Annotated in this window: 16 protein-coding genes; 13 read left to right on the top strand and 3 right to left on the bottom strand. The window is 43.0% G+C overall.

Going from position 1 to position 20,232, the window contains the following annotated elements; genetic code table 11:
* Positions 1-55: 55 nt before the first annotated feature.
* The 13 genes from MUP17_09665 to MUP17_09605 all read left to right on the top strand — a co-directional run bounded on the left by MUP17_09665 (position 56) and on the right by MUP17_09605 (position 13,845).
* Positions 56-1,237, top strand: a complete 1,182-nt coding sequence (locus MUP17_09665) for a peptidoglycan DD-metalloendopeptidase family protein (protein MCJ7459246.1) — start codon at positions 56-58, stop codon at positions 1,235-1,237.
* On the top strand, positions 1,237-2,376 hold the full coding sequence (gene holB / locus MUP17_09660) for a DNA polymerase III subunit delta' (GenBank protein ID MCJ7459245.1): 1,140 nt from the start codon (positions 1,237-1,239) through the stop codon (positions 2,374-2,376). The genes MUP17_09665 and holB overlap by 1 nt, the downstream gene beginning before the upstream one ends.
* A 19-nt stretch (positions 2,377-2,395) precedes the next feature.
* Complete coding sequence (locus MUP17_09655) at positions 2,396-3,247, top strand: hypothetical protein (protein MCJ7459244.1); 852 nt, start codon at positions 2,396-2,398, stop codon at positions 3,245-3,247.
* A gap of 195 nt (positions 3,248-3,442) precedes the next feature.
* The gene (gene metG, locus MUP17_09650) at positions 3,443-5,401 is read left to right on the top strand and encodes a methionine--tRNA ligase (protein ID MCJ7459243.1); all 1,959 of its coding nucleotides are present in this window, start codon (positions 3,443-3,445) and stop codon (positions 5,399-5,401) included.
* Between the two features lie 347 nt (positions 5,402-5,748).
* On the top strand, positions 5,749-6,510 hold the full coding sequence (locus MUP17_09645; GenBank protein ID MCJ7459242.1) for a TatD family hydrolase: 762 nt from the start codon (positions 5,749-5,751) through the stop codon (positions 6,508-6,510).
* Positions 6,507-7,340 carry a 16S rRNA (adenine(1518)-N(6)/adenine(1519)-N(6))-dimethyltransferase RsmA gene (gene rsmA / locus MUP17_09640; protein MCJ7459241.1) on the top strand — a complete coding sequence of 278 codons (834 nt, stop codon included), beginning with the start codon at positions 6,507-6,509 and terminating at the stop codon, positions 7,338-7,340. Before MUP17_09645 ends, rsmA begins: the two co-directional genes overlap by 4 nt.
* On the top strand, positions 7,337-9,136 hold the full coding sequence (locus MUP17_09635) for a hypothetical protein (GenBank protein ID MCJ7459240.1): 1,800 nt from the start codon (positions 7,337-7,339) through the stop codon (positions 9,134-9,136). The genes rsmA and MUP17_09635 overlap by 4 nt, the downstream gene beginning before the upstream one ends.
* Positions 9,137-9,139: 3 nt before the next feature.
* Positions 9,140-9,742 (top strand): hypothetical protein, encoded by a 603-nt coding sequence (locus MUP17_09630; protein MCJ7459239.1) that lies wholly within the window; start codon positions 9,140-9,142, stop codon positions 9,740-9,742.
* Positions 9,743-9,747: 5 nt separating this feature from the next.
* A complete protein-coding gene (locus MUP17_09625; protein MCJ7459238.1) occupies positions 9,748-10,296 on the top strand; it encodes a hypothetical protein in 549 nt (182 codons plus the stop codon).
* A gap of 17 nt (positions 10,297-10,313) precedes the next feature.
* The gene (locus MUP17_09620) at positions 10,314-11,036 is read left to right on the top strand and encodes a pyridoxine 5'-phosphate synthase (protein MCJ7459237.1); all 723 of its coding nucleotides are present in this window, start codon (positions 10,314-10,316) and stop codon (positions 11,034-11,036) included.
* Positions 11,037-11,225: 189 nt separating this feature from the next.
* On the top strand, positions 11,226-12,476 hold the full coding sequence (locus MUP17_09615) for a tetratricopeptide repeat-containing serine protease family protein (GenBank protein ID MCJ7459236.1): 1,251 nt from the start codon (positions 11,226-11,228) through the stop codon (positions 12,474-12,476).
* Between the two features lie 22 nt (positions 12,477-12,498).
* Positions 12,499-12,879, top strand: coding sequence for a tetratricopeptide repeat protein (locus MUP17_09610; GenBank protein ID MCJ7459235.1), 381 nt, complete (start codon positions 12,499-12,501; stop codon positions 12,877-12,879).
* A 108-nt stretch (positions 12,880-12,987) separates the two neighbouring features.
* The gene (locus MUP17_09605) at positions 12,988-13,845 is read left to right on the top strand and encodes a DUF5677 domain-containing protein (GenBank protein ID MCJ7459234.1); all 858 of its coding nucleotides are present in this window, start codon (positions 12,988-12,990) and stop codon (positions 13,843-13,845) included.
* A 108-nt stretch (positions 13,846-13,953) separates the two neighbouring features.
* Here MUP17_09605 and MUP17_09600 read toward each other — a convergent pair whose 3' ends face one another.
* The 3 genes from MUP17_09600 to MUP17_09590 all read right to left on the bottom strand — a co-directional run bounded on the left by MUP17_09600 (position 13,954) and on the right by MUP17_09590 (position 20,096).
* Positions 13,954-16,563, bottom strand: coding sequence for an insulinase family protein (locus tag MUP17_09600; GenBank protein ID MCJ7459233.1), 2,610 nt, complete (start codon positions 16,561-16,563; stop codon positions 13,954-13,956).
* 354 nt (positions 16,564-16,917) lie between these two features.
* Positions 16,918-19,800 (bottom strand): sigma 54-interacting transcriptional regulator, encoded by a 2,883-nt coding sequence (locus MUP17_09595; protein ID MCJ7459232.1) that lies wholly within the window; start codon positions 19,798-19,800, stop codon positions 16,918-16,920.
* Complete coding sequence (locus tag MUP17_09590) at positions 19,797-20,096, bottom strand: hypothetical protein (GenBank protein MCJ7459231.1); 300 nt, start codon at positions 20,094-20,096, stop codon at positions 19,797-19,799. Before MUP17_09590 ends, MUP17_09595 begins: the two co-directional genes overlap by 4 nt.
* Between the last annotated feature and the right edge of the window lie 136 nt (positions 20,097-20,232).

Genomic DNA, 20,232 nt, shown 5'->3' with positions numbered 1-20,232 from the left:
AAATATTCCGGTTAATGCAGGAGTCGACCCCCTGTAAAAATAGACGAGATGTAGAATGAGAACATTTTTGAACTTTTGTCTGATCCTCTTTCTTTCGGTCCTGACCTGTGGGTTTTTATTATACCCTTTCACTCAAAGCGATTTAATGGCTCAGAAGATAGAAAGCAGGATCTCAGAACAGAAAGACGAGCTCCATCGGATCAGGCAAGAGTTAGAGGAAAAAAGAGACAAGATAAAGAAACTCTCCAAAAAAGAGTCCTCGGTTTTCATAGAGATTAAAAACCTGGAAGAGGAGCTGGAGCTTATAGATAAACTGGTTTCCAGGCTTAATCAGGAATCGAGAAGAACCGGCAAAGGAATTTCAGCCGAAGAGGAACTGCTGAAGAATTCCCAATTCAGGTTACAGGACAAAAGGGAAGAACTGGGATGCCGGTTAAGGGATATCTACAAATATATGAGGTTCCGGGAATACGAAATCCTGATCGGCGCCTCCTCCCCTCTTGACCTGATGAGAAGGTTAAGATATATTAAGCTCATAACCCAGCAGGATCAGGCTTTGATTCAGGGTGTTTCCTCTGAGATCGCGAGTGTGAAAGAGACCAAGAAGACCCTGGAGACGAAAAGGAGGGAATTAGCTCAGTTAATCAAGGAGAAGGATAAAGAGGAAAAGAGGAGAAGCTCGGAAAAGGGGAAAAAAGAGAAACTTCTCAAAACCATCCGAACTGAGAAAGAAATTTATCTTAGTTCGGTTAAAGAATTAGAAAAAAGCGCCAAAGAGATCGAGAGGCTATTGACCTCCTTAGAGCAAAAAAGATCCGAAGGGGAAATCGAGACCCAGGCCAGCATATTCAAAGCTTTGAAAGGAAGGATTCCCTGGCCGGTCAAAGGCAAGTTAGCCTTAGGTTTTGGCCAGCAGGAGGAGAAGAGGTTTAACACAAAAGTCTTTAACCCGGGAATCGATATCTCGCCTGTATCGGAAGAGGTAAAAGCAGTGGCAGACGGTAAGGTAGTCTATTCTTCCTGGCTCAGGGGTTACGGGAACTTCATTATCCTCCAGCATGACGGAGGTTTCTATACGGTTTATGCTAATCTAAAGGAAGTTTTTGCGGATGTAGGCGAAACTATTAGCCAATCGCAGACTATTGCCAGGATCAGTGGCTCAGGGGCTGAAGACAATCTTCATTTCGAGATAAGAAAAGGAAAAGAGCAGCTCGATCCTTTAGAATGGTTGAAATAATGTCATTTAAAGAGATAATAGACCAGGAGATCGCTAAAAAAATCCTGCAGGGGGCAATCAGGGAAAAAAGGATTGCGCATGCTTATCTGTTCACTGGTCCGCCTGGGGTCGGAAAATGGCTTTTTGCAATTGAGCTGGCTAAGGCGGTCAATTGCCTGAAAGAAGGAGATGACTCCTGCAGCGAGTGTTCATCCTGCAAAAAGATCAGTCATTTGACTCATCCTGATCTGACCTTGATTTTTCCTCTTCCCCCTGTTTCTTCCTCTAAGAAAAGCAAAAAAGAAAAAGAGGAAGAGGAGCAGAAAAACCGGAGTAAATTCATTGAGGAAAAACTGGCTGAGCCGTACAAGATTGTCAGATACGAGAAGCCAGGCTCGATCTCCATAGAAGAGGTGAGAAATGCCCAGAGGAACCTGTTTTACACGCCAGTTGAAGGGAAAGTCAAAGTCTTAATTGTTCAGGATCCTGAGAAGATGTCGATTGAAGCTGAAAACTGCTTTCTCAAGACCTTAGAAGAGCCGCCAAAAAATTCACTTCTAATCTTCTTAAGCTCAGAGCCGGAGAAGCTTTTACCTACCATTGTATCGCGCTGTCAAAGGGTAAGGTTCAAGAGGATGTCAGAAGAGCTCATTGCTAAAAGGCTTGAAAAGGATTTCAATGTCCCAGAAAAAAAAGCGCTACATTATGCCAGGCTTTCAGAAGGGAGCTTAGGTCTGGCTTTTTCCTTAGTCGAAGGGGACAAAGACGAAGTCAGATTAAAAGGAGTAGAGTTTTTAAAAATCATAAATAAGAAGGATAGATTTGAACTGGTTGATTATCTTAATCAGCTTCTTCAGGATTATGGAAGAGAGTCAGCCTTAGAGCTTTTAGCATCTCTTTTGAGCCTGCTGAGGGATGTATATGTGACTATAGAGGTTAAAAAAGAAGAAAGACTTTTAAATCCGGACCTGAAAGCTGAGATCGAGAAGTTCGCAGATGATTTCAAAGGCTCAGACCAGGTGCAGGAGGCTATAGGCTCAGTGGAGAAAATCAGGGGTGATCTATTGAGATACGTCAATCTCAAATTAGCCCTTTTGAACCTTGGATTTGAACTGAGGAACTCCCTCTCAGGGTTAAGGAGAGAGAAGCTGGTTACGTAATATTAAAAAAGAGGTGTGATTGGAGGAGCTTAAAATGGAGATATATCTGGTGGAATTCAAGGGTTCAAGAAAACAATATTTTTTAAATCCTGAGGGTCTTCAGATAAAACCCGGGGATAAAGTCATAGTTCAGGCTGAAAGAGGAGAAGATTTAGGAAGAGTGACAAAAAAGCTCCAGGTCGAGGATCCTTCTAAACTGATAGAGAAACCTCTAAATATCCTGAGATTTTCCACTCCAGAAGACTTGCAGAGGATGAAGGAGAACGAGGAAAGAGGGGTCAAAGCTCTGGAGGAGTGCCAGAGATTGATTCACGAGCGGAATTTGGAGATGAAGTTGGTGGACGTGGAATACCAGTTTGACGGGAGCAAGCTGACTTTTTTCTTCACCGCGGAGAAGAGGGTCGATTTCCGTGAGTTGGTAAAAGAATTAGCCTCGATCTACCGGACCAGGATAGAGCTGCGCCAGATCGGGGTCAGGGATGAAGCCAGGAGATTAGGCGGGCACGGGTGCTGCGGGTTACAGCTCTGCTGTACTACCTTTATACGGGAATTCTCACCCATCACCACCCAGATAGCCAAGGAACAGAACCTGTCTTTAAATCCTTCCAAGATCTCAGGGAATTGCGGAAGGCTTTTATGCTGTCTGCTTTATGAAAAGGAGACCTACGAGAGAGGGCTGGAGCTTTACCCTAAGATCGGCTCAAAATACCAGACCGAGAAAGGGGAAGGAGTGGTGGAGAAGATAAACCTCTTTAAGGAATATATTGTGGTTAAACATGAGGAAGGAGAGGAGGAAAAAGTCGGGCTGGTGGAGATTAAGAAAAGATTAAGGAAAGCAAAACGGGTGCCGGTCCGGTCCGACAATATGTAGACAGAGTTACGCCACTAAAGTGGCTATGAATATCCGAACCAGAACGGTTTCTATTTTGTTCCAGCTTGTTCTTACCGACTTTAGTCGGGTCTAAGTTACCAGAGGTACGCCACTGAAGTGGCTATGAACAAAACCGATTTCAGTCAGGTCTAAGTTAAAAATAACAATATAGCAGATAAGAAAAAGGAGGAGATTTTGGCTGGCTTAAAGCCTCAGATCAAAAAAGGAAGATATTTTATTACCACTCCCATATATTATGTGAACGATAAACCGCATATCGGACACGCCTATCCCACTGTTGCGGTTGATATCCTTACCAGATTTCATCGCATCAAAGGGGACGAGACCTTCTTTTTGACCGGAACAGATGAGCACGGCAGCAAGGTAGCAGAGGCAGCCGAGCAGGCGGGAATCTCTCCGCAGGAGTTTTGCGATAGAAATAGCCAACGCTTCAAGGAGGTCTGGGAAAAGCTGAATATATCCTTCGATTATTTCGTGCGGACCACTGATGAAAGGCACGTTCAGGCAGTTGAAAAACTTCTGGACATACTTTACCAAGCAAAAGATGAAAAAGGTCAAAAGATAGTTTACCCTGGAGAATATACTGGATTATACTGCGTGGGCTGCGAGAAATTCATCACCGAAAAAGATTTAGTAAACGGACTTTGCCCCAATCATCTGAAACCTCCGCAAAAGGTAACTGAGAAAAACTACTTTTTCAGGCTCTCCTCATACCTGTCACAGGTCGAAAAACTAATCACAGAAGATAAAATAAGGATTTTGCCAGAGGAGAAGAAAAAAGAGACCCTGGGGCTTTTCAAGCAGGAGTTAGAGGATTTTTCGATTTCGAGAGAAAAGGTTACCTGGGGGATAACTTTGCCCTTCGACACTACTCAGAAGACCTATGTCTGGGTGGATGCTCTGCCAAATTATATTTCAGCTATCGGTTACGGGGATAATCCTGATGAATTCAAGAAATGGTGGACCGAGGGGAAAGTTATACATCTTTTAGGTAAAGACATTTTGAAATTCCACAACATCTACTGGCCTGCGATGCTGATTGCGCTCGGAGAAAAAACACCAGACATACTTTTCATCCACGGTTTTTTCACGGTGAATGGTCAAAAAATGGGGAAGTCTCTAGGCAACGTGATCGACCCTTATTATCTGATAGAAAGGTATGGCAGTGATGCTACCCGCTATCTCCTTTTGACTCATTTTCCCTTCGGACAGGATGGAGACATTCAGGAGAAAAGATTAGAGGAGAAATATAATTCTGATTTAGCAAACGATTTTGGCAATTTAGCCAGCCGGGTTTTGAAGCTGATCAAGGAGCATTTTCGCGGAGAGATTCCAAAGCCTTCGGATTACTCTGTGGATGAAAAGGAGCTGCAAAATTCAGCCCTGAAGACAGTCGAGGTGGTTTTTGACTCAATCGAGGAGCTGAATCTCAACCAGGCTCTTGATGAGGTCCTGAAGTTAGTCCGCTTCACCAACCGCTATGTGGACAAGACCGCTCCCTGGAATTTAGCCAAGGAAAAGGATAAAACCCGATTGGGAACGGTTCTTTATGCCTCAGCAGAAACCTTGAGGATTATCAGTCTTCTTTTCTATCCTGCTCTGCCGGAGAAATGTCAGAAGTTAAGAGAGATTTTAGGGTTAGCACAAAATGAGATAATCCCGAATTTAGAAAGAGAAAAAGACTGGGGTTATTTAAAACCCGGAACGAAAATCCGGGAGATCGTTCCCTTGTTTCCTCGGTTTAAAGAGGCAAAACCGGCTGAGGTCTCAAAAGAAAAATCTGAAGTTTCAATTGCAAAAGAAGAGAAGATGGAAATAACTATTGAGGATTTCGCTAAAATGGATATAAGGGTGGCTCAAGTCATAGGAGCAGAAAAAGTCGAAGGGGCAAAAAAGCTTTTAAAGCTTGAAGTTGAATTCGAGGACGAAAATCGAGAAATAGTCGCCGGAATTGCGGAATATTATAAGCCAGAGGAGCTGGTCGGAAAGAAGATTATCCTTCTTGCCAATTTAAAACCTGCTCGCATAAAAGGGATAGAATCAAAAGGGATGCTCCTTGCCGCTCAGGACGGGGAAAATCTGACCATATTAACAGTGGATAAAGAGGTTAAACCCGGGGCGAAGATAAGTTAAGACCCAGGTAAATCGAGATTTTAAAAGAGATGTTCTGCAGAACATCTCTTTTTTTGTCTTGATGACAGGGTTAGGCAGGTTTAAGATCGTTATTATGTAGCGGAAGTTCTCAAGGTCTTGAGACTTTTTAGCCTTCCATTTTTTTCCAAAAAAGTCGGGCAAGGGTGCCCGACCTACGAAAGGAAAAAGAGATCCCTTCTCTCGTAGGCGGGGCTCCCAGCCCCGTATAGGGTATCACCCTCAAACTTGTTTGAGGGTGATACAAGTCAACTAAAAGGAATTGACATTCAATTTTAGGAGGCTTATTATTAAAGAGAAGGATGATTCTTTAATTGTAAGGGAATATTATGATCGATACCCATGCTCACTTGGATTTTTCGCAGTATGATAAGGATAGAGATAAGGTTATTGAAGATGCTTTTTCCTCCGGATTAGAGTCGATTGTCAATATCGGGGTGGATTTAGAATCGTCTGAAAAGTCGATAAGGTTAGCTGAAAAGTACAAAAATATTTATGCCACTGTGGGGTTCCATCCGCATGATGCGTCTAAATTGACCGGTGAGGCTTTCAAAGAGTTGGAAAAAATAGCTTCTCATCCAAAAGTTGTGGCAATAGGTGAAATCGGGCTGGATTTTTACAGAAATCTTTCTCCTGAGAATGTGCAGATAAAGGCTTTTAAGGAGCAGATAGATTTGGCCAGGAAATTAAAACTCCCGATCGTCGTCCATATCAGAAATGCCTATAAAAAAGCTCTAGATATTCTCAGAGCTGACGCCGCAGGGTTGAAAGGGGTTCTTCATTGTTTCTCAGGGGATGAGAATGAGGCTAAAGATGCTCTTAATCTTGGTTTTTGTCTTTCCTTTAACGGCACCTTGACCTATAAAAATTCCAGGTCAGCCGAGCTGGTGAAGAAAATCCCCCTAAGCTCGATTTTAACTGAGACTGATTGCCCTTATTTAACTCCTGAGCCAATGCGGGGTAAAAGAAATGAGCCTAAATTGGTCAGGCTGGTCATAGAAAAAGTCGTCCAGCTTTCTGACTCACATACTTTTAAAGAGATAGATGAGATTTTCACTCAGAATACAAAAAAACTCTTCAGATTAGAATGAAATTCTCTTCTTTACCCAGACAAAAGGACTCCAGAATCTTTCCCAGAAAAAGATTCAGCCAGAATTTTCTGGTCAATCTCAAAGCCGCAAAAAGAATTGTTGATTACTTAGAGTTAAAACCAGATGAGAAAGTCCTGGAGATTGGACCCGGTAAAGGCGCATTGACCCACTTTCTCTTAGAAAAGGCTAAGAGAGTTTATGGAGTGGAGCTGGATAGGAACCTCTGCTTATATCTGAAAGAAAAATTCAAAGACAAAGAAAACTTTGAAATTATAAATCAAGATATTTTAAAATTTGACATTAAGAAGATTGCACAAAAAGAAGGAAGATTAAAGGTAATCGGGAATATCCCTTATCAGATAACAAGTCCGATTCTGGAGTATCTTATTCGAAACCGGGAACTTATTGATTTAGCCATTTTGACCGTGCAGAAGGAGGTGGCAAAACGTATCTGTGCCAAACCAGGCACGCCTGACTGGTCCCCGCTTTCCATCGGGATTCAGCTTTTCTCCAATCCGGAAATTCTGTTTACCCTGAAACCGAATTCCTTTTTTCCCCCTCCGAAAGTTGACTCGGCGGTCATAAAAATCAGGTTCCTTTTAAGACCAAAAGTGGAGGTGGAGTTTCCCTTCTTCACCGATCTGGTAAAAGCAGTTTTCTCCCAGAGAAGGAAAACCCTTTTGAATAGCTTGAGTAAAAGTTTGGACTTGAATAAAGACGAGCTTCAGACTATCTTAAAGGATGCAGAAATAGATTCCCAAAAGAGGGGTGAGACTCTAAACTTGAAAGAGTTGGGGAAGTTAGCTAAGATAATTTCAGCAATTAAATGAAAAAGGTTTACTTAAGTTTTCTCGTCCTCATTATTTGTCTGATTCAGCCCGCATATGCCTCGAACCTGCACCTGGATTTCTCCCGGAATAACCAGACTTACAACTGGAACAACCGGCTGGAATATATCTACAATCAGGATAAGAATTTCTACTGGGAATTTTTGTTTTCTTTGAATTCACTTCTGATAAAACAGGAAATCCAGGACCGCTGGCAGGAGGATGGGGGTTTGAGGGTGAAATTCGATTATCTTTTAAAAAGGGACTTCAAAGCCGGCGTCCTCCTTCAGCATAAATTAAGTTCCGTGGGATCAAGGAAGGTCACGTCTCAGGATTATCTTTTAACTGCCGAGACCAATCTCTGGCAGAAGCTGAAAGTTTCTCAGAATGTGGGGATAAGCTCCATCAACCGGAAATCAGAGGCGACAAAAGGAGGAGAATCCGGACTGAACTATTCTCTTGCCCTGGGGCTGGGACCCTTCTCCTGGGAAAAAGCCGAGTTTTTTGTGGATTTGAATCAAGGCCTGGTAAAATTGGAAAGGATACCCAGTCAGGAGAGGAACCTGAGAATTCGATTCAATAGAAACTTAGCAGATAAAGATTCCATGAACTTAGAGTACCAGGAAGGATGGTCAAAAAAAAGTTTTTTCTCCAGTGAAGGTTCTCAGACGAGCACTCAAAGAAAAACCGAGAGAGTCTTAAGACTGGATACATCCAGAGGTTTATTCTCCGGTTTCCTGCTCAAATTCGGTTATAACTTTCAACTGAACACTTACCGCTACGTCTCTGAAGAGGATACCCTGTTCAACCCTCTTTATCTCAGAGATAATTCCCTCAGCTCGAGAGATTACATTTTGAGCCTGAGCAGAACTTTTTTCGGCAGGGCTAACTTGGAAGGGTTTTATAAATATATGTCCGGGCAGGAAGACTATGGATTATCCGAAAGAAATCAGGATATGAAAAGCGGGGAGTTGGGAGGGAGGTTTTCAGCAAGATTCAGCAATTCCGACTCAGGTTTTATTTCAGCTTCCATGGGCGTGACCTCCTTTTATACCGCTCCAGGTTCCTTTTTCAATGACCGGGATGTCCTTACCAAAATACTGTCTGTGGAATACCTGCACATCTTCAGCCGGTCATTCAGTTTGAAAGTCAAAACCGGTTTCAAGAACTTCCACCAGATATATATTTCCAGCCAGAAATCAGCCAATAACAATTACAACGAGACCTATAATCTTTCGCCTGGCCTGAGCTGGAGGATAAGCCAGAAAGTGAGGTTTTATCAGGAATACCAGATTCAGGCTAATTATATCTCCTATGATTTTCAGAAGGCGACCGAGAGTAACCAGAACAAGATTTTTAGAAGGGCTTCAACTTTTAGCCGCTTGAACTACTCCGCCAGCGAAAATCTGGAAGGGGAGCTGAGTTACCTTTATCGGTTTGAGGATTTTGGACAGCTTTTGTGGAAGGATGAATGGGTGAGAAGACCCTCCTGGGAAAGGAAAACCCAGGGTTTTGGACTTTTGGTCAGGCATAAACTTTTCAAAAGCGTGATCTTCTCCTCTGGATACAATTATGAGATCAGAAAGGACTATAGCCTGTTTCTGGACCTGCCAACTGGGAAGGAGAAAAAAGTTTTCACCTATAAATTTTATAGAAATCTGTTAAACTTTTCCATAGATTATGTAACTGATCAGGCAAATTTCATCAGGTTTGTCTGGACTGTTCGGGCACAGAAAGAAAGCAGAAGCAAAGAGGATTTGTCCAATTTCATAACTATAACCCTGGGAAGGACTCTGTAAAAAATGGTCAAGAAAATCGCCCTTGTCATATTCATCGGGACTCTGGTCCTTTGTGGCTGCAAGAATCCCTTTAAGACCAGGAGCTCAGCCGCACCTTCAGGTCCCAGAGGAACCTGGAACCCTCCCACTACCCCGGAGACGGTTATCCAGAACCTTTATAATGCTTATACCGAAAAGATAATCGATAATTACGTTATGTGTTTTTCTGATTCCTTTGTCTTCTCCGCGCCTGAGGATTCCCAAGAAGCGATTGGACAAAACCAGCCAGAGCGTTTCTGGAACTGGAACCTGGCAGTTGAAAGGAACGTCACTTTCGGGCTATTTAACCTGTATAGCTCCAGCTCAAAAAGATACGTACTTATCCTGGATAAAAATCCGGACCAGCCGGACGTGAAAGGGGATACCAGCGCAATCCTTTACCGGGATTACCTGATCTACTTATATGATTACGATAAGGCAGAACCTCTTATCGGGGTGGCTAAAGGGAGCTCGACTTTCAATCTCCGGCAATCAGCCTACGATTTCTGGATTATCTACTCCTGGGTTGACCGTCCGCTTCTGACTGGAGAATCCGACTGGGCAAAGTTCAAATCCCAGTTTAGGTGAGAAGGATGATGAAAAAAGCCTTATACATAATTTTAATCTTAGTTTCAGGTTTATCCTGTTATAACCCGTTTTCGCCTCCTGAAGTAGGTCCGGGATTTATGGCGCCGGTTGCCTCGCAAACCGATCCGGACAGCGTCATGAAAAATTTCAAATATGCTTATGAATACCGGGATATAATCACTTACGAGAACTGCCTGAACCAGGATTTCCTTTTCTATTACATTGACCAGAGCGACATCCCCGGAGAGCTGCAGGAGCAGCGGATTCAACGAAGTGATGACCTGGAGAGAACAAGGGGTGTTTTCAAGGTTTTCGACGACATCCGCCTGGAGACCTGGGAGGTCTTTCCGCTTCCTTCGGAATATGATTCCCTGACTCACGAAGAGCTTAAATTAAGACAGGCGAATTTCCATTTGAGCCTGACAGATATCGACGGGGATTATAATTATGAACATTTAGAGGCAACCGGGTTTGCCAAATTCAAATTCAGAAGATCAGAGGATGGTTTCTGGCGCATAGTTTACTGGCAGGATAATTCCATTCAAGGTCCATAAAAGTAAAAGGAGAGGTTATGCCTAAATTAAGCATTAATATCGATCACGTGGCTACTTTAAGGGAGGCAAGAAAATCTTCAGAGCCGGACCCGATTGCCGCAGCCATAGCTTCCGAATTCGCGGGTGCAGATGGGATAACGATTCACCTGAGAGGGGATCGCCGGCATATCAAAGACAGAGATTTGAAGATTCTCAGAGAGGTAGTAAAAACGAGTTTGAACTTAGAGATGGCGGCAACTCAGGAGATGTTAGAAAAGGCTTTGGAGATAAAGCCGGATATGGTGACCTTAGTGCCTGAAAGGGAAGGAGAGATAACCACAGAAGGCGGACTGAACGTAGTGGATAACTACGAAAAGCTGTCCCAGATTATTCCCAAACTACAGGTAAACGAGATCCTGCTCAGCCTTTTTGTTAATCCGGAGATAGAATCGATAAAAGCCGCGGCTAAACTTAAAACCGATTTTGTGGAGATAAATACGGCAAAATATTCTGAGGCGAAAAACTTAGGCGAAAAGATTGAGGAACTGGAAAAAATCGAGAGGATGGTGGACTTGGCTTATAGGCTGAGTTTAGGTATAAATGCCGGACATGGGCTGAATTATAAAAACATCGTGGAGATAGCCAGGATAAAACATATAGACGAGTTCTCCATCGGGCATTCGATAGTAGCCAGAGCAGTGATAGTTGGTTTTGAAAGAGCAGTAAGGGAGATGCTGGAGCTGGTGAAAAAGAATTCATGAGACATTGCTTTTTTGTAGCCCGTAGGAGACATGGTTGACCTACGCATGCTATACTAAGGCAATGTTGATGCTCAGTTCGTCTCGATTAAAAAGTGTTCGCTCAACGCCTCGCTCGATTGTAGATGAAAGTGCTTGGCGTTGCATTGTGCCACCAGACGTTAGGTGAAATTGGTCATAGGAGGTAGTAGTATGAAAATTCGTCCTATTTTTTTAGTGCCCTGGCTTGTATATATTTTTTTTATTGTTGGGTTTTCACCAGCATGGTCGCAGGAAAATCTGCCTACGCTCATAAAGAAGGTTCAGCAATCGGTTGTTGTCATCATAACTTATAACGAGAAAGGGGAAATTCTCGGGCAGGGAACCGGCTTCTTCATAAGCACAGAAGGGGATGTTATCACCAATATTCATGTGCTGGGAGGTGCTCATCGTGCTGATGTTAAGACAGCAGAGGGGATAATTTATCCAGTAAAGAATATTTTAGCAGAGGACAGAGAGGCAGATCTCATCCGGGTTTCTGTTGATATTTCTCATAAGGATGTGCATCCTCTGCCAGTAGGTGCTTCTATGCCTGAGGTTGGTGAACAAGTTGTCGTAATCGGCAACCCCTTGGGGCTTGAACAAACAGCCTCAGACGGAATTGTTTCGGCTGTTCGGGAGATTCCCAATTTCGGGAAAATTATTCAAATAACCGCACCTGTTTCCCTTGGCTCAAGCGGCAGCCCTGTGCTGAACATAAAAGGAGAGGTCATTGGAGTGGCGACTTTTCAAATCATTGAAGGACAGAACCTGAATTTTGTTATCCCTGGTGACAGAGTAACGAAACTCAAACCCGAAAAGGGTGTGGCTCTTACCGAATGGAAAGAAAAAAGAATAGAAGAATGGCTAACCTCTCCAGAAGTACTTTATTATACGGGACTTCGTTTTCTTTTATCTGGGGAGTATAAAGAAGCCTTACCTTATCTTGAAAAAGCGGTTGAGAAAGACCCCAATTACGTTAATGCCTATTCCTACATCGGGTATTGCAATCTCAGTTTCGGGCGTTATCAGGAAGCCATAGAAGCTTGCAAGCAGGCGATTCGCATTAAGCCTGATGATTTCGATTCACACTACAACCTTGGTATGGCTTTTTATGCACTGGGGCGTTATCAGGAAGCCATAGAAGCTTTCAAGGAGGCAATCCGCATTAAGCCTGATGATGCCGAGCCATACGGCAATCTTGGTGTGGCTTATGTTAATCTGGGGCGTTATCAGGAAGCCATAGAAGCCTTGAAGCAGGTAATCCGCATTAAGCCTGATGATGCTCTGGCACACTACGACCTTGGTGTGGCTTATGTTAATCTGGGGCGTTATCAGGAAGCCATAGAAGCCTACAGGCAGGCAATTCGCATCAAGCCTGCTTTTTGCCGAGGCATACGCCAATCTTGGTCTCGCTTATGGTAATCTGGGGCGTTATCAGGAAGCCATAGAAGCCTTGAAGCAGGCAATCCGCATTAAGCCTGATGATGCCGAGTCATACGGCAATCTTGGCGTGGTTTACGGTGGGCTGGGCCTTTATGAGGAAGAGATAGAAGCCTTGAAGCAGACAATTCGCATTAAGCCTGATAATGCCAATGCATACTACAATCTTGGTGTGGCTTACGACAATCTGGGGCGTTATCAGGAAGCCATAGAAGCCTTGAAGCAGGCAATCCACATTAAGCCTGATGATGCCGATGCACACCACAATCTTGGTCTGTCGTATTTGTTAATTGGAGATCGAGGTTCAGCTTTGGACGAATACAGGATTCTAAAAGACCTGGACAAGGATTTAGCAAACAAGTTGTTTAATCTGATTTACAAATAGGGCAAGATTTTTTTCGTAGGGGAGGGGCTTGTCCCCTCCCCTTAAAATGTGTTTTTCCAAAATGTAAGAATTCAAAATCAAGGTATCTTATAGCATCTGACCCAAATTATGATGGATGGCAAATACTTACAAGGTATAAGAACACTTGAGTCTTTATGCAAAACAGCTAGTAAGCTTTCGATAGCCACGAGTGGAAGAGAAGTTTCTACTTGGCGAGAGGCATATGGTTCACATATTTTTGGGAAAATCTGTCTAACTGGAATTGCTATTCTCAAACTCTTACCACAAAGTGTATTTTATTTTGCACCTAAAGGACTCGAAGTCTGGGATATTTCTTCAGTTTGCATTCTCACACGTTCCCTCATTGATACTTACAATGTATTTCACTATTTAATTATACAAAAGGTAGAGAATGAGGAATTAGAGTTTCGTTTTGTGCTTTGGAATTTACATTCAGAGACCGAGCGGTTGAAAATGTTAGAGTTGAGTAAGTCGAAAAGCGAAAAACTTGAGAAAATCAAACAATATGTAGAAAGTTTAAAAGAAAAATTGGGGGATAATAAATTCTATCAAAAGTTAGATTTAAAGGAACAAAAGAAATGTTGTACCGGTGAGAAAGGCATTTACTTAAAAAATACAGATATTTCTAGAAATGCGGGAATAAATCCTGATTATTATAAGTCAACTTATAAATATCTTTCACAATATGTCCATACATATCCCTTTTCGATTTCACAAATAATTCCATTTAAAGCTGACGACACCGAATCTCAAAAACTGTTTAAGCCTATTATTGGGTACTGCACTGGTTATCTTTGTGTTTCAACAAGAGATTTCGTAAACATATTTCCAGATCAATCAGGGAATATACCCTCTGAAATTATTAAGACAATCGAAGATTGGGAATATATAATGAGGAATATTTTTTCTGATCCGACCGGGGCTGCTCCCACGAGTAATGTATAATGCGTGTCGGCAGAGTAGCGCCTGACACAACTATTGCAATGTCGACCAGTCCTGCGGGCATGGTCGACCTACGACTTGTAGGGGCACGGCATGCCGTGCCCCTATCTATCAGTCTTTTTTGCCCACAACTGCTAAGACATAATTTTTAGTATCCAGATATTTTTGTACAACCTCCTTGACCTGCTCTTTGGTTACTGCTCTTATTTTCTCCAGATGCTTTTCATCATAATCATAACCTGCGCCTAAAAACTCATTTACCCCCATATAGTAAGCCTGATTTATCCGGGAGAGTCTGTAGAAAAGAAGGTTTCCCCATAGGGAGTTCTTGGCAGTTTCTAATTCGTTATCGTCCACCGGATTTTCCTTTAGCTGGTTCATCTCATTTAGAATCCCGTCAAAAGCTTCTTTATAATTCTTGGGTCTGGTACCAATTGAGGCTATAAACCACCCAAAATCTTTATCAAAATTGACCGAGGAGCCAACTGAATAGGCTAATCCCTTTTTCTCTCTTAGGTTCAATCCAAGCCTGCTGGAAAGGATTGAGTTTGCCACCTCTAAGGCTGGAGCCTCTGGATTATCTATTCCCGGCAGGAGATTTCCTAAGTATATGTAGACTTGTTCTTTCTTCATCTCTTTCGTGACTTCAGCAGGTGACGTTATGGTTTTAGGTTGAGGGATGGATGGGGGGCTGAAATCGGTTGGAGGAATATCTCCAAAGTTGGTTTTTATTACAGATAGAATATTTTCTGGAGGAAGGCTGGTTACTACAGTCAATATCATATTTTTGGGAGAGTAGAATTTTTTATGAAAATCGATCAAGTCTGTCTGGGTTATAGAGCTAATAGTGTTCTCATCTCCGAGCACGGTCTTCCCATAAGGATGATCCTTGAAAAGCTCCGCATAAAAAAGATTACTGCAGGTTTTGGAGGTTGATTCGTTTTCCCGTTTGATTATGCTCAAGATCTCGGCTCTGATTTTCTCCACTTCATCCTGAGGAAATTTAGAGTTTTTCACCAGGTCAGATAAAAGCTCAACTCCTTGGTCTGCGAATTCATCTAAGGTTTCGAAGCGGATAAAAGAATATAGGCGGGAGGTATAAATATCATCATAAGGAATATTCGGGTCATCCACTAATTTCAACTGTCCCCCGATTGAGGCAATGTCCTGGCTTATCTTCTCTGCGGTTTTTTTAGTAGTTCCTTTGGCTAACATCGAATTTATGAAGTTGACTACCCCAGTTCTTCCCTCTGGTTCTGAGGCGGTGCGGTTTTTGCCCAATATATTCAGGGCAAAGACTTTTGAATCCGGGTTAGAGCGGATTATAATCTCCAAGCCATTGGGCAGAATCTCTTTCATATATTTAGATTGAGAGGAAGAAGCAGTTGACTCTTTTTTCTCAACTTTTGGCACAATTGCTGTGGCTACATATTTTGGCTCGGAGAAGTATTTTTGTGATACCTTCTGTATCTTATCAGGAGTGACTGTTTCCAGATTCGGAATATAAGATTCTAAAAAATCGTATCCGCAGTTGACTAGAATCGGAGCTATGGTCATTCCATAAATGTAGAGCTTTTCCTCCTGATAATATAAATCCGCTTTGGTAGAGACGATGGTATTCTTGACTGTCACAGGGTCAAGCCTTTTGTTGGTCAGATTCTTAAGGGTCCGGGTCGTGATGGCAAGTATCTTCTCTATCTTCTGAGGCGAGTCGGTCAGGATGGAGATATTCAGAGTCGAAAACTCTTTCTGGGTCTCCACTGAGGCAGACAGGTCGATTATCAGGGGCTCTTTTCCCTGAGTCAAAGCCTGGTAAAGAGGAGAGGTCTCGCCTGAGCTTAAGATTCTGGTCAAAAGGTCAAAGGCAAAATAATCCGCATCGGAAAGATGAGGGGCTTTAAAAGAAAGATTGAGATAACAGTTTTTTGTATCGACTTCTTTGTATTTGATAACCTTGTCTTCAGGCGGAGTGTAGGTGATTTTTTCCAGAGGAGGAAGGGGTCTGACCGGGATGTTGCCGAAATACTTTTCGACCAACTTGAGCATTTTGTCAGTCTCAAAATCTCCTATCAACAAAATCGCCATATTATTCGGTTTATAATAGGTCTGATAATACTGGATGATGTCCTCTTTTGGTATGGTGGCTATTATATTTTCATACCCTAATACCGGACGGGCATATGGAGTGCCTGGGTAAGCTTGCACATCAAAAAACTTTTCCACCTGATAGTCAACGTTGTCCTCATCCTTTTTTATCTCCTCGATCACTATATTTCTTTCTTTGGCAAGCTCCGAGTCCGGGAAGATAGAGTTGAAAAGCATATCTGATTGGACATCAAGCCCATCCTCGATGAACTCCTTGGGCATTATCACCAGATAGCAGGTCAGCTCTTTTCTCGTAAAAGCGTTGAAAAAAGAAGAGCCTTTGCTTTTCATCTCTTCGGATATCTGCTCCCTGGTTCTGCGTTTTGTCCCATCAAAAAGAAGATGCTCCAGAAGATGAGTTGCTCCATTGTTATAATCGGTCTCATATTTACTGCCAGCATTAACATAGATCATCGAAGAAATAACAGGATTGGCGTGCTTTTCCTTAAGGATTACCTTCATTCCGTTGGACAAGGTGAAGACCTGGGCTTTATTCTCCTCAAAACCTTGAGCAAATATCCCCTGAGTAAAAAATATTACCAGGACAGTTCCAAAGACAAAAATTCTTTTTAACATAAAACCTCCTTAAATCTTTTTCGGGAATTTCGTTAAAGAAAGGAAAATTGTCAAGGGATTTATAAGAGAGTCTGAAAAACTTATTTTGTGGGATGCCTGCGTGAGCCGTAGCGTCCTCACTCCTGTGAGGACGAGAATCCGTTGCGACTGGGGTGGCGACACTGCCGTTTTTCGTAGGCCGGGCACCTTGCCCGACTGCACTCTTGCACTTTTTCAAAGACCTATGCAGAAACACGTAGAGGCACGGCGCGCCGTGCCCCATAGATCTCGCATTCCAATTGTAAAGTTAAAGCTTTACACTCCAGTCAAGAAATTTTAGCTTTATGGCAGAATTTAAGCAAAGAAAAGCGCAGGTTATTCCACAGGGGCTTGAAGCTTGTACTGCTTCATCTTGAATCTCAAGGAAGATTCCGGGATTTTTAAGGAGAAGGCTGCGGATTTTTTCACCCAGTTGTTCTCGATCAAAGCCTTGAGGATATACTGCTTCTCTAATACGGAAAGTCTCTCATACAAAGACAGGTTCTCTTTTTTCAGCTCGCTGGGAAGAGGGAACTTGTCCGACAGAAGCTCCTCTAACATGAATTCATCACTCTGGTTGTAAGCTAAGAGTCTTTTGGTCTCGTTTTCTAATTCGCGGATGTTTCCGGGCCAATCGTATTCTGAATAAAGCTCCAGGATCAGAGGTTTCAAAGAAAGCGCTTTCTGGTCACCGTTGGAATGTTTCCTTATGAAATGGTCCACCAGGAGTGCAATATCCTCTTTCCTTTCCCTCAAGGGTTGAAGCTTCAGATTAACGGTGTTCAGCCTGAAATATAAATCCTTGCGGAAGCGTCCCTGTGCTACCTCCTCTTCCAAGTTCTTATTGGTGGAAGCAACAATCCGGATGTCTATCTTCTTTTGCTTGATCTCGCCCAGGCGGGTGATGACTTTTTCCTCCAGTACCCTGAGCAGTTTTATCTGGATTGAAGGACTTAAATCACCAATCTCATCCAGATAAAGGGTTCCTCCATCTGCTTCCTCGAACAGACCCTTTTTGTCGAAGGTGGCACCGGTGTAAGCGCCTTTCTTGTGTCCGAAAAGCTCAGATTCAAGCAAAGGCTCAGGCAGAGCCGCGCAGTTGACTGCCACAAAGTTCTTATCTTTCCGGTTGCTGGAATAATGCAGTGCCTTAGCCAGGAAATCCTTGCCTGTGCCGGTCTCGCCCTCGAAGAGGACTGAAAGATTGGTATCCTTGATCTGCTCCAACTTCCACAATATCTTAAGCATCCGGCTATTCTGGGTAACGATCTGGGAGAACGAGCATTTTTCCTCTAAAATTTGCCTAAGGCGGAGATTATCCTCCTGCAGGCTTTTTTTCTGAATCTCCGAGACCTTCAAAGCCAGAAGGTCTGCAAAGGCGACTGCGAAATTGAGTTCCTTGGGGTTGAAAGAGGAGAAGTTATTTATCCGGTCAAGGTAGATATATCCACAGACCTCCTCCCCAGTAGAAAGCGGGATTAAAAGGAGAGTGTTGATCTTTCCGTTCTCCATGATCTTCCGAATGGAAGAAGAATGCGTGAGGATTAAGGGCTTTAAGCCATTCTCCTCTGTCCTTTTGGAAGAAGGATTTGAAGGGACCAGATTCCCGGCCAAGGTTTTGGCTTTATCTGGTTCTAAATTGTATAACGAAGGGAAGTAAAGCTCCTCTCCCCCATTTCTGTAAACTATAAATCCCCTTTCTCCCCTGACCTTCTCAGCTAAAAGCCTAAAACTGTCATCCAGCCCCCCGGCCTGGATACCCCGATACTCTGCATCTGAAAGATACTTGCGGAAAAGCTTGAACTCGTTCTCTGCAGAAAGGCTTTTCTGGCTCAAGGTTTTTTCTATTTCTTCTCTCAGCTTCGTGCAGGAGGAAAGTTTCTCTTGTTCAGCCAGTTCCATGAATAGCTTCTCTGCCCTGTCTAAAGCATAGAGGGAATTCTCAAAATTGTTCAACTCCAGCTCTATTTTTGCCAGGGAAAGCTCGGATTCGCCTTCGAAATATTTCAAGCCTAAATTGACAGAGAGCTTTTTGGCTTTGTTCAGGTAATTTGCTCTCTCCTGATAATCGAACCCTTCGGTGGAAGACAGAGTTAGGTAGGTTCTTATCTGTTCGTATTTGGCGTTGATTTCGTCCAGAATATTAACGCTTTTCTTGAAAACTTCTCTGGATTTGTCCCTTTCCTTTTTGAGATCATAGATTTCCCCCAAAACCTTGTAAGCTAAACCTTGCTCTAATCTTTCTCCTATAGCGTTTGAAACCTTTAATGACTTCTCAGCCGACTCTAAAGCTTTTTCTAATTCCCCTCTTTTTAGCTCTAACTCAGCTAAAAGCCTGTAGCTCTGACTGATTATTGCGCTCTGGGGTGCTATTTTCTCACCTATTTTGATAGCTTCAAGATAACAGGCTTCTGCCTCACCCAACTTCCCCTCCAGGAAATAAAGCTCACCCTGGTACTCGTAATAAATTGCTAAATCCCTCAAAGACACTTTTCTTTCAAGCAACTGGGAAGCTTTGTGGAAATAGGAAGAAGCTGGCTTGAACTTTCTTCTCAGAAGTTTAAGGTACCCTAAGGAGAGAAGGGAGTGGATAAGATATACCTCCTGTCCTGGCTCTTTTGTCATCCTGATGTTGGACAGAAGACACTTTTCAGCCAGGTCCAGCTCTCCGCTTAAGGTATAGACTCTTCCCAGGTTTCTCTGGATTGCACCAAGAGTGACCCGATCATTGTTCTTTTCCAGGTAAGGTATGCTTTCCTTCAGATATTCTGCAGCCCGGGCATAATCTGAGCGGATGAAATATATCTGGGCAAGCTTGTTATAAGCCTGCACAATCCCCTTTTCATCGTCTATCCTTCTGCAGGTCGCAATCGCATCCCTGAACTGCGCTTCCGCTTCCTTCAACCTCCCCAGGGCAAGATAATCCTTACCCAGGACCGTCTGTACCTGGGCAATTCTTCTATTCTCTAAGGTATTTTTAAAGAGTTCAAAAGCCCTTTCCCCGTTTACCAGGGAATCTTCATATTTTGCCAGACCGTAAAGAGTCAGTGCTGAGAGATAATAAAATACCCCCTTTTCCAAAGAGTGAGGATTAAAACCTCCTTGGATTTCAATCTCCTTGAGCTGGTCCCAGGCATCGCTGTATCTATCTTTCTCTAAAAGCGGCTCAATCTGCTCAAGTTTTTGAATTAAGGATAAACCTTCTACCTTCTCCTTCATTTCTTCCTAGGTAAAGATATATTTTTGACTGACAGGTCTTTCCTGACCACTTCTTGTTTCTTCTCTACCACCAGTATAAAAACGCCGGAATTGTACGGAAATGCCGAGTAAAAATAAACACTGTTCCGCACAGGGACAGAATACGGTTGCTTGATGATGGTAGGGTTGGACTTAACCTCATCCCAGGGGTGCTCGGGCATTGGTTCATTCGGGCCTGGACCCGCATGAACCGTGAGGGTTAGAGGTGAGAGGAAAAGAAGGATCAAGAAAGCTACCAGCCATTTCCTGAAGGTCATCTGTTTCGCCTCCTTTGGCCTTTTAAGGGTTTTTCTTTACCTACAATACTATCTGTAGCGCAAAATTGTCAAAGAAAAGAGCTTTTAAACCAATACTAATTTACCTCAATTGACCGAACTTGTCAAGTCTTTTTTT

This window comes from Candidatus Zixiibacteriota bacterium, assembly GCA_022865345.1.
In the GTDB taxonomy this organism is placed as follows: Bacteria; Zixibacteria; MSB-5A5; order MSB-5A5; family RBG-16-43-9; genus RBG-16-43-9.
The sequence above is the reverse complement of the archived record's forward strand: the minus strand, read 5'-3'. Positions and strand labels throughout refer to the sequence as shown.

Excerpts from the sequence above, each read along its gene's own strand:
- MUP17_09645 (MCJ7459242.1), top strand. The coding sequence starts at position 5,749 with ATGATCGATACCCATGCTCACTTGGATTTTTCGCAGTATGATAAGGAT.
- MUP17_09615 (MCJ7459236.1), top strand. The coding sequence starts at position 11,226 with ATGAAAATTCGTCCTATTTTTTTAGTGCCCTGGCTTGTATATATTTTT.
- MUP17_09620 (MCJ7459237.1), top strand. The coding sequence starts at position 10,314 with ATGCCTAAATTAAGCATTAATATCGATCACGTGGCTACTTTAAGGGAG.
- MUP17_09665 (MCJ7459246.1), top strand. The coding sequence starts at position 56 with ATGAGAACATTTTTGAACTTTTGTCTGATCCTCTTTCTTTCGGTCCTG.
- MUP17_09630 (MCJ7459239.1), top strand. The coding sequence starts at position 9,140 with ATGGTCAAGAAAATCGCCCTTGTCATATTCATCGGGACTCTGGTCCTT.
- MUP17_09590 (MCJ7459231.1), bottom strand. The coding sequence starts at position 20,096 with ATGACCTTCAGGAAATGGCTGGTAGCTTTCTTGATCCTTCTTTTCCTC.
- MUP17_09635 (MCJ7459240.1), top strand. The coding sequence starts at position 7,337 with ATGAAAAAGGTTTACTTAAGTTTTCTCGTCCTCATTATTTGTCTGATT.
- MUP17_09595 (MCJ7459232.1), bottom strand. The coding sequence starts at position 19,800 with ATGAAGGAGAAGGTAGAAGGTTTATCCTTAATTCAAAAACTTGAGCAG.
- MUP17_09605 (MCJ7459234.1), top strand. The coding sequence starts at position 12,988 with ATGATGGATGGCAAATACTTACAAGGTATAAGAACACTTGAGTCTTTA.
- MUP17_09625 (MCJ7459238.1), top strand. The coding sequence starts at position 9,748 with ATGATGAAAAAAGCCTTATACATAATTTTAATCTTAGTTTCAGGTTTA.
- holB (MCJ7459245.1), top strand. The coding sequence starts at position 1,237 with ATGTCATTTAAAGAGATAATAGACCAGGAGATCGCTAAAAAAATCCTG.
- rsmA (MCJ7459241.1), top strand. The coding sequence starts at position 6,507 with ATGAAATTCTCTTCTTTACCCAGACAAAAGGACTCCAGAATCTTTCCC.
- MUP17_09600 (MCJ7459233.1), bottom strand. The coding sequence starts at position 16,563 with ATGTTAAAAAGAATTTTTGTCTTTGGAACTGTCCTGGTAATATTTTTT.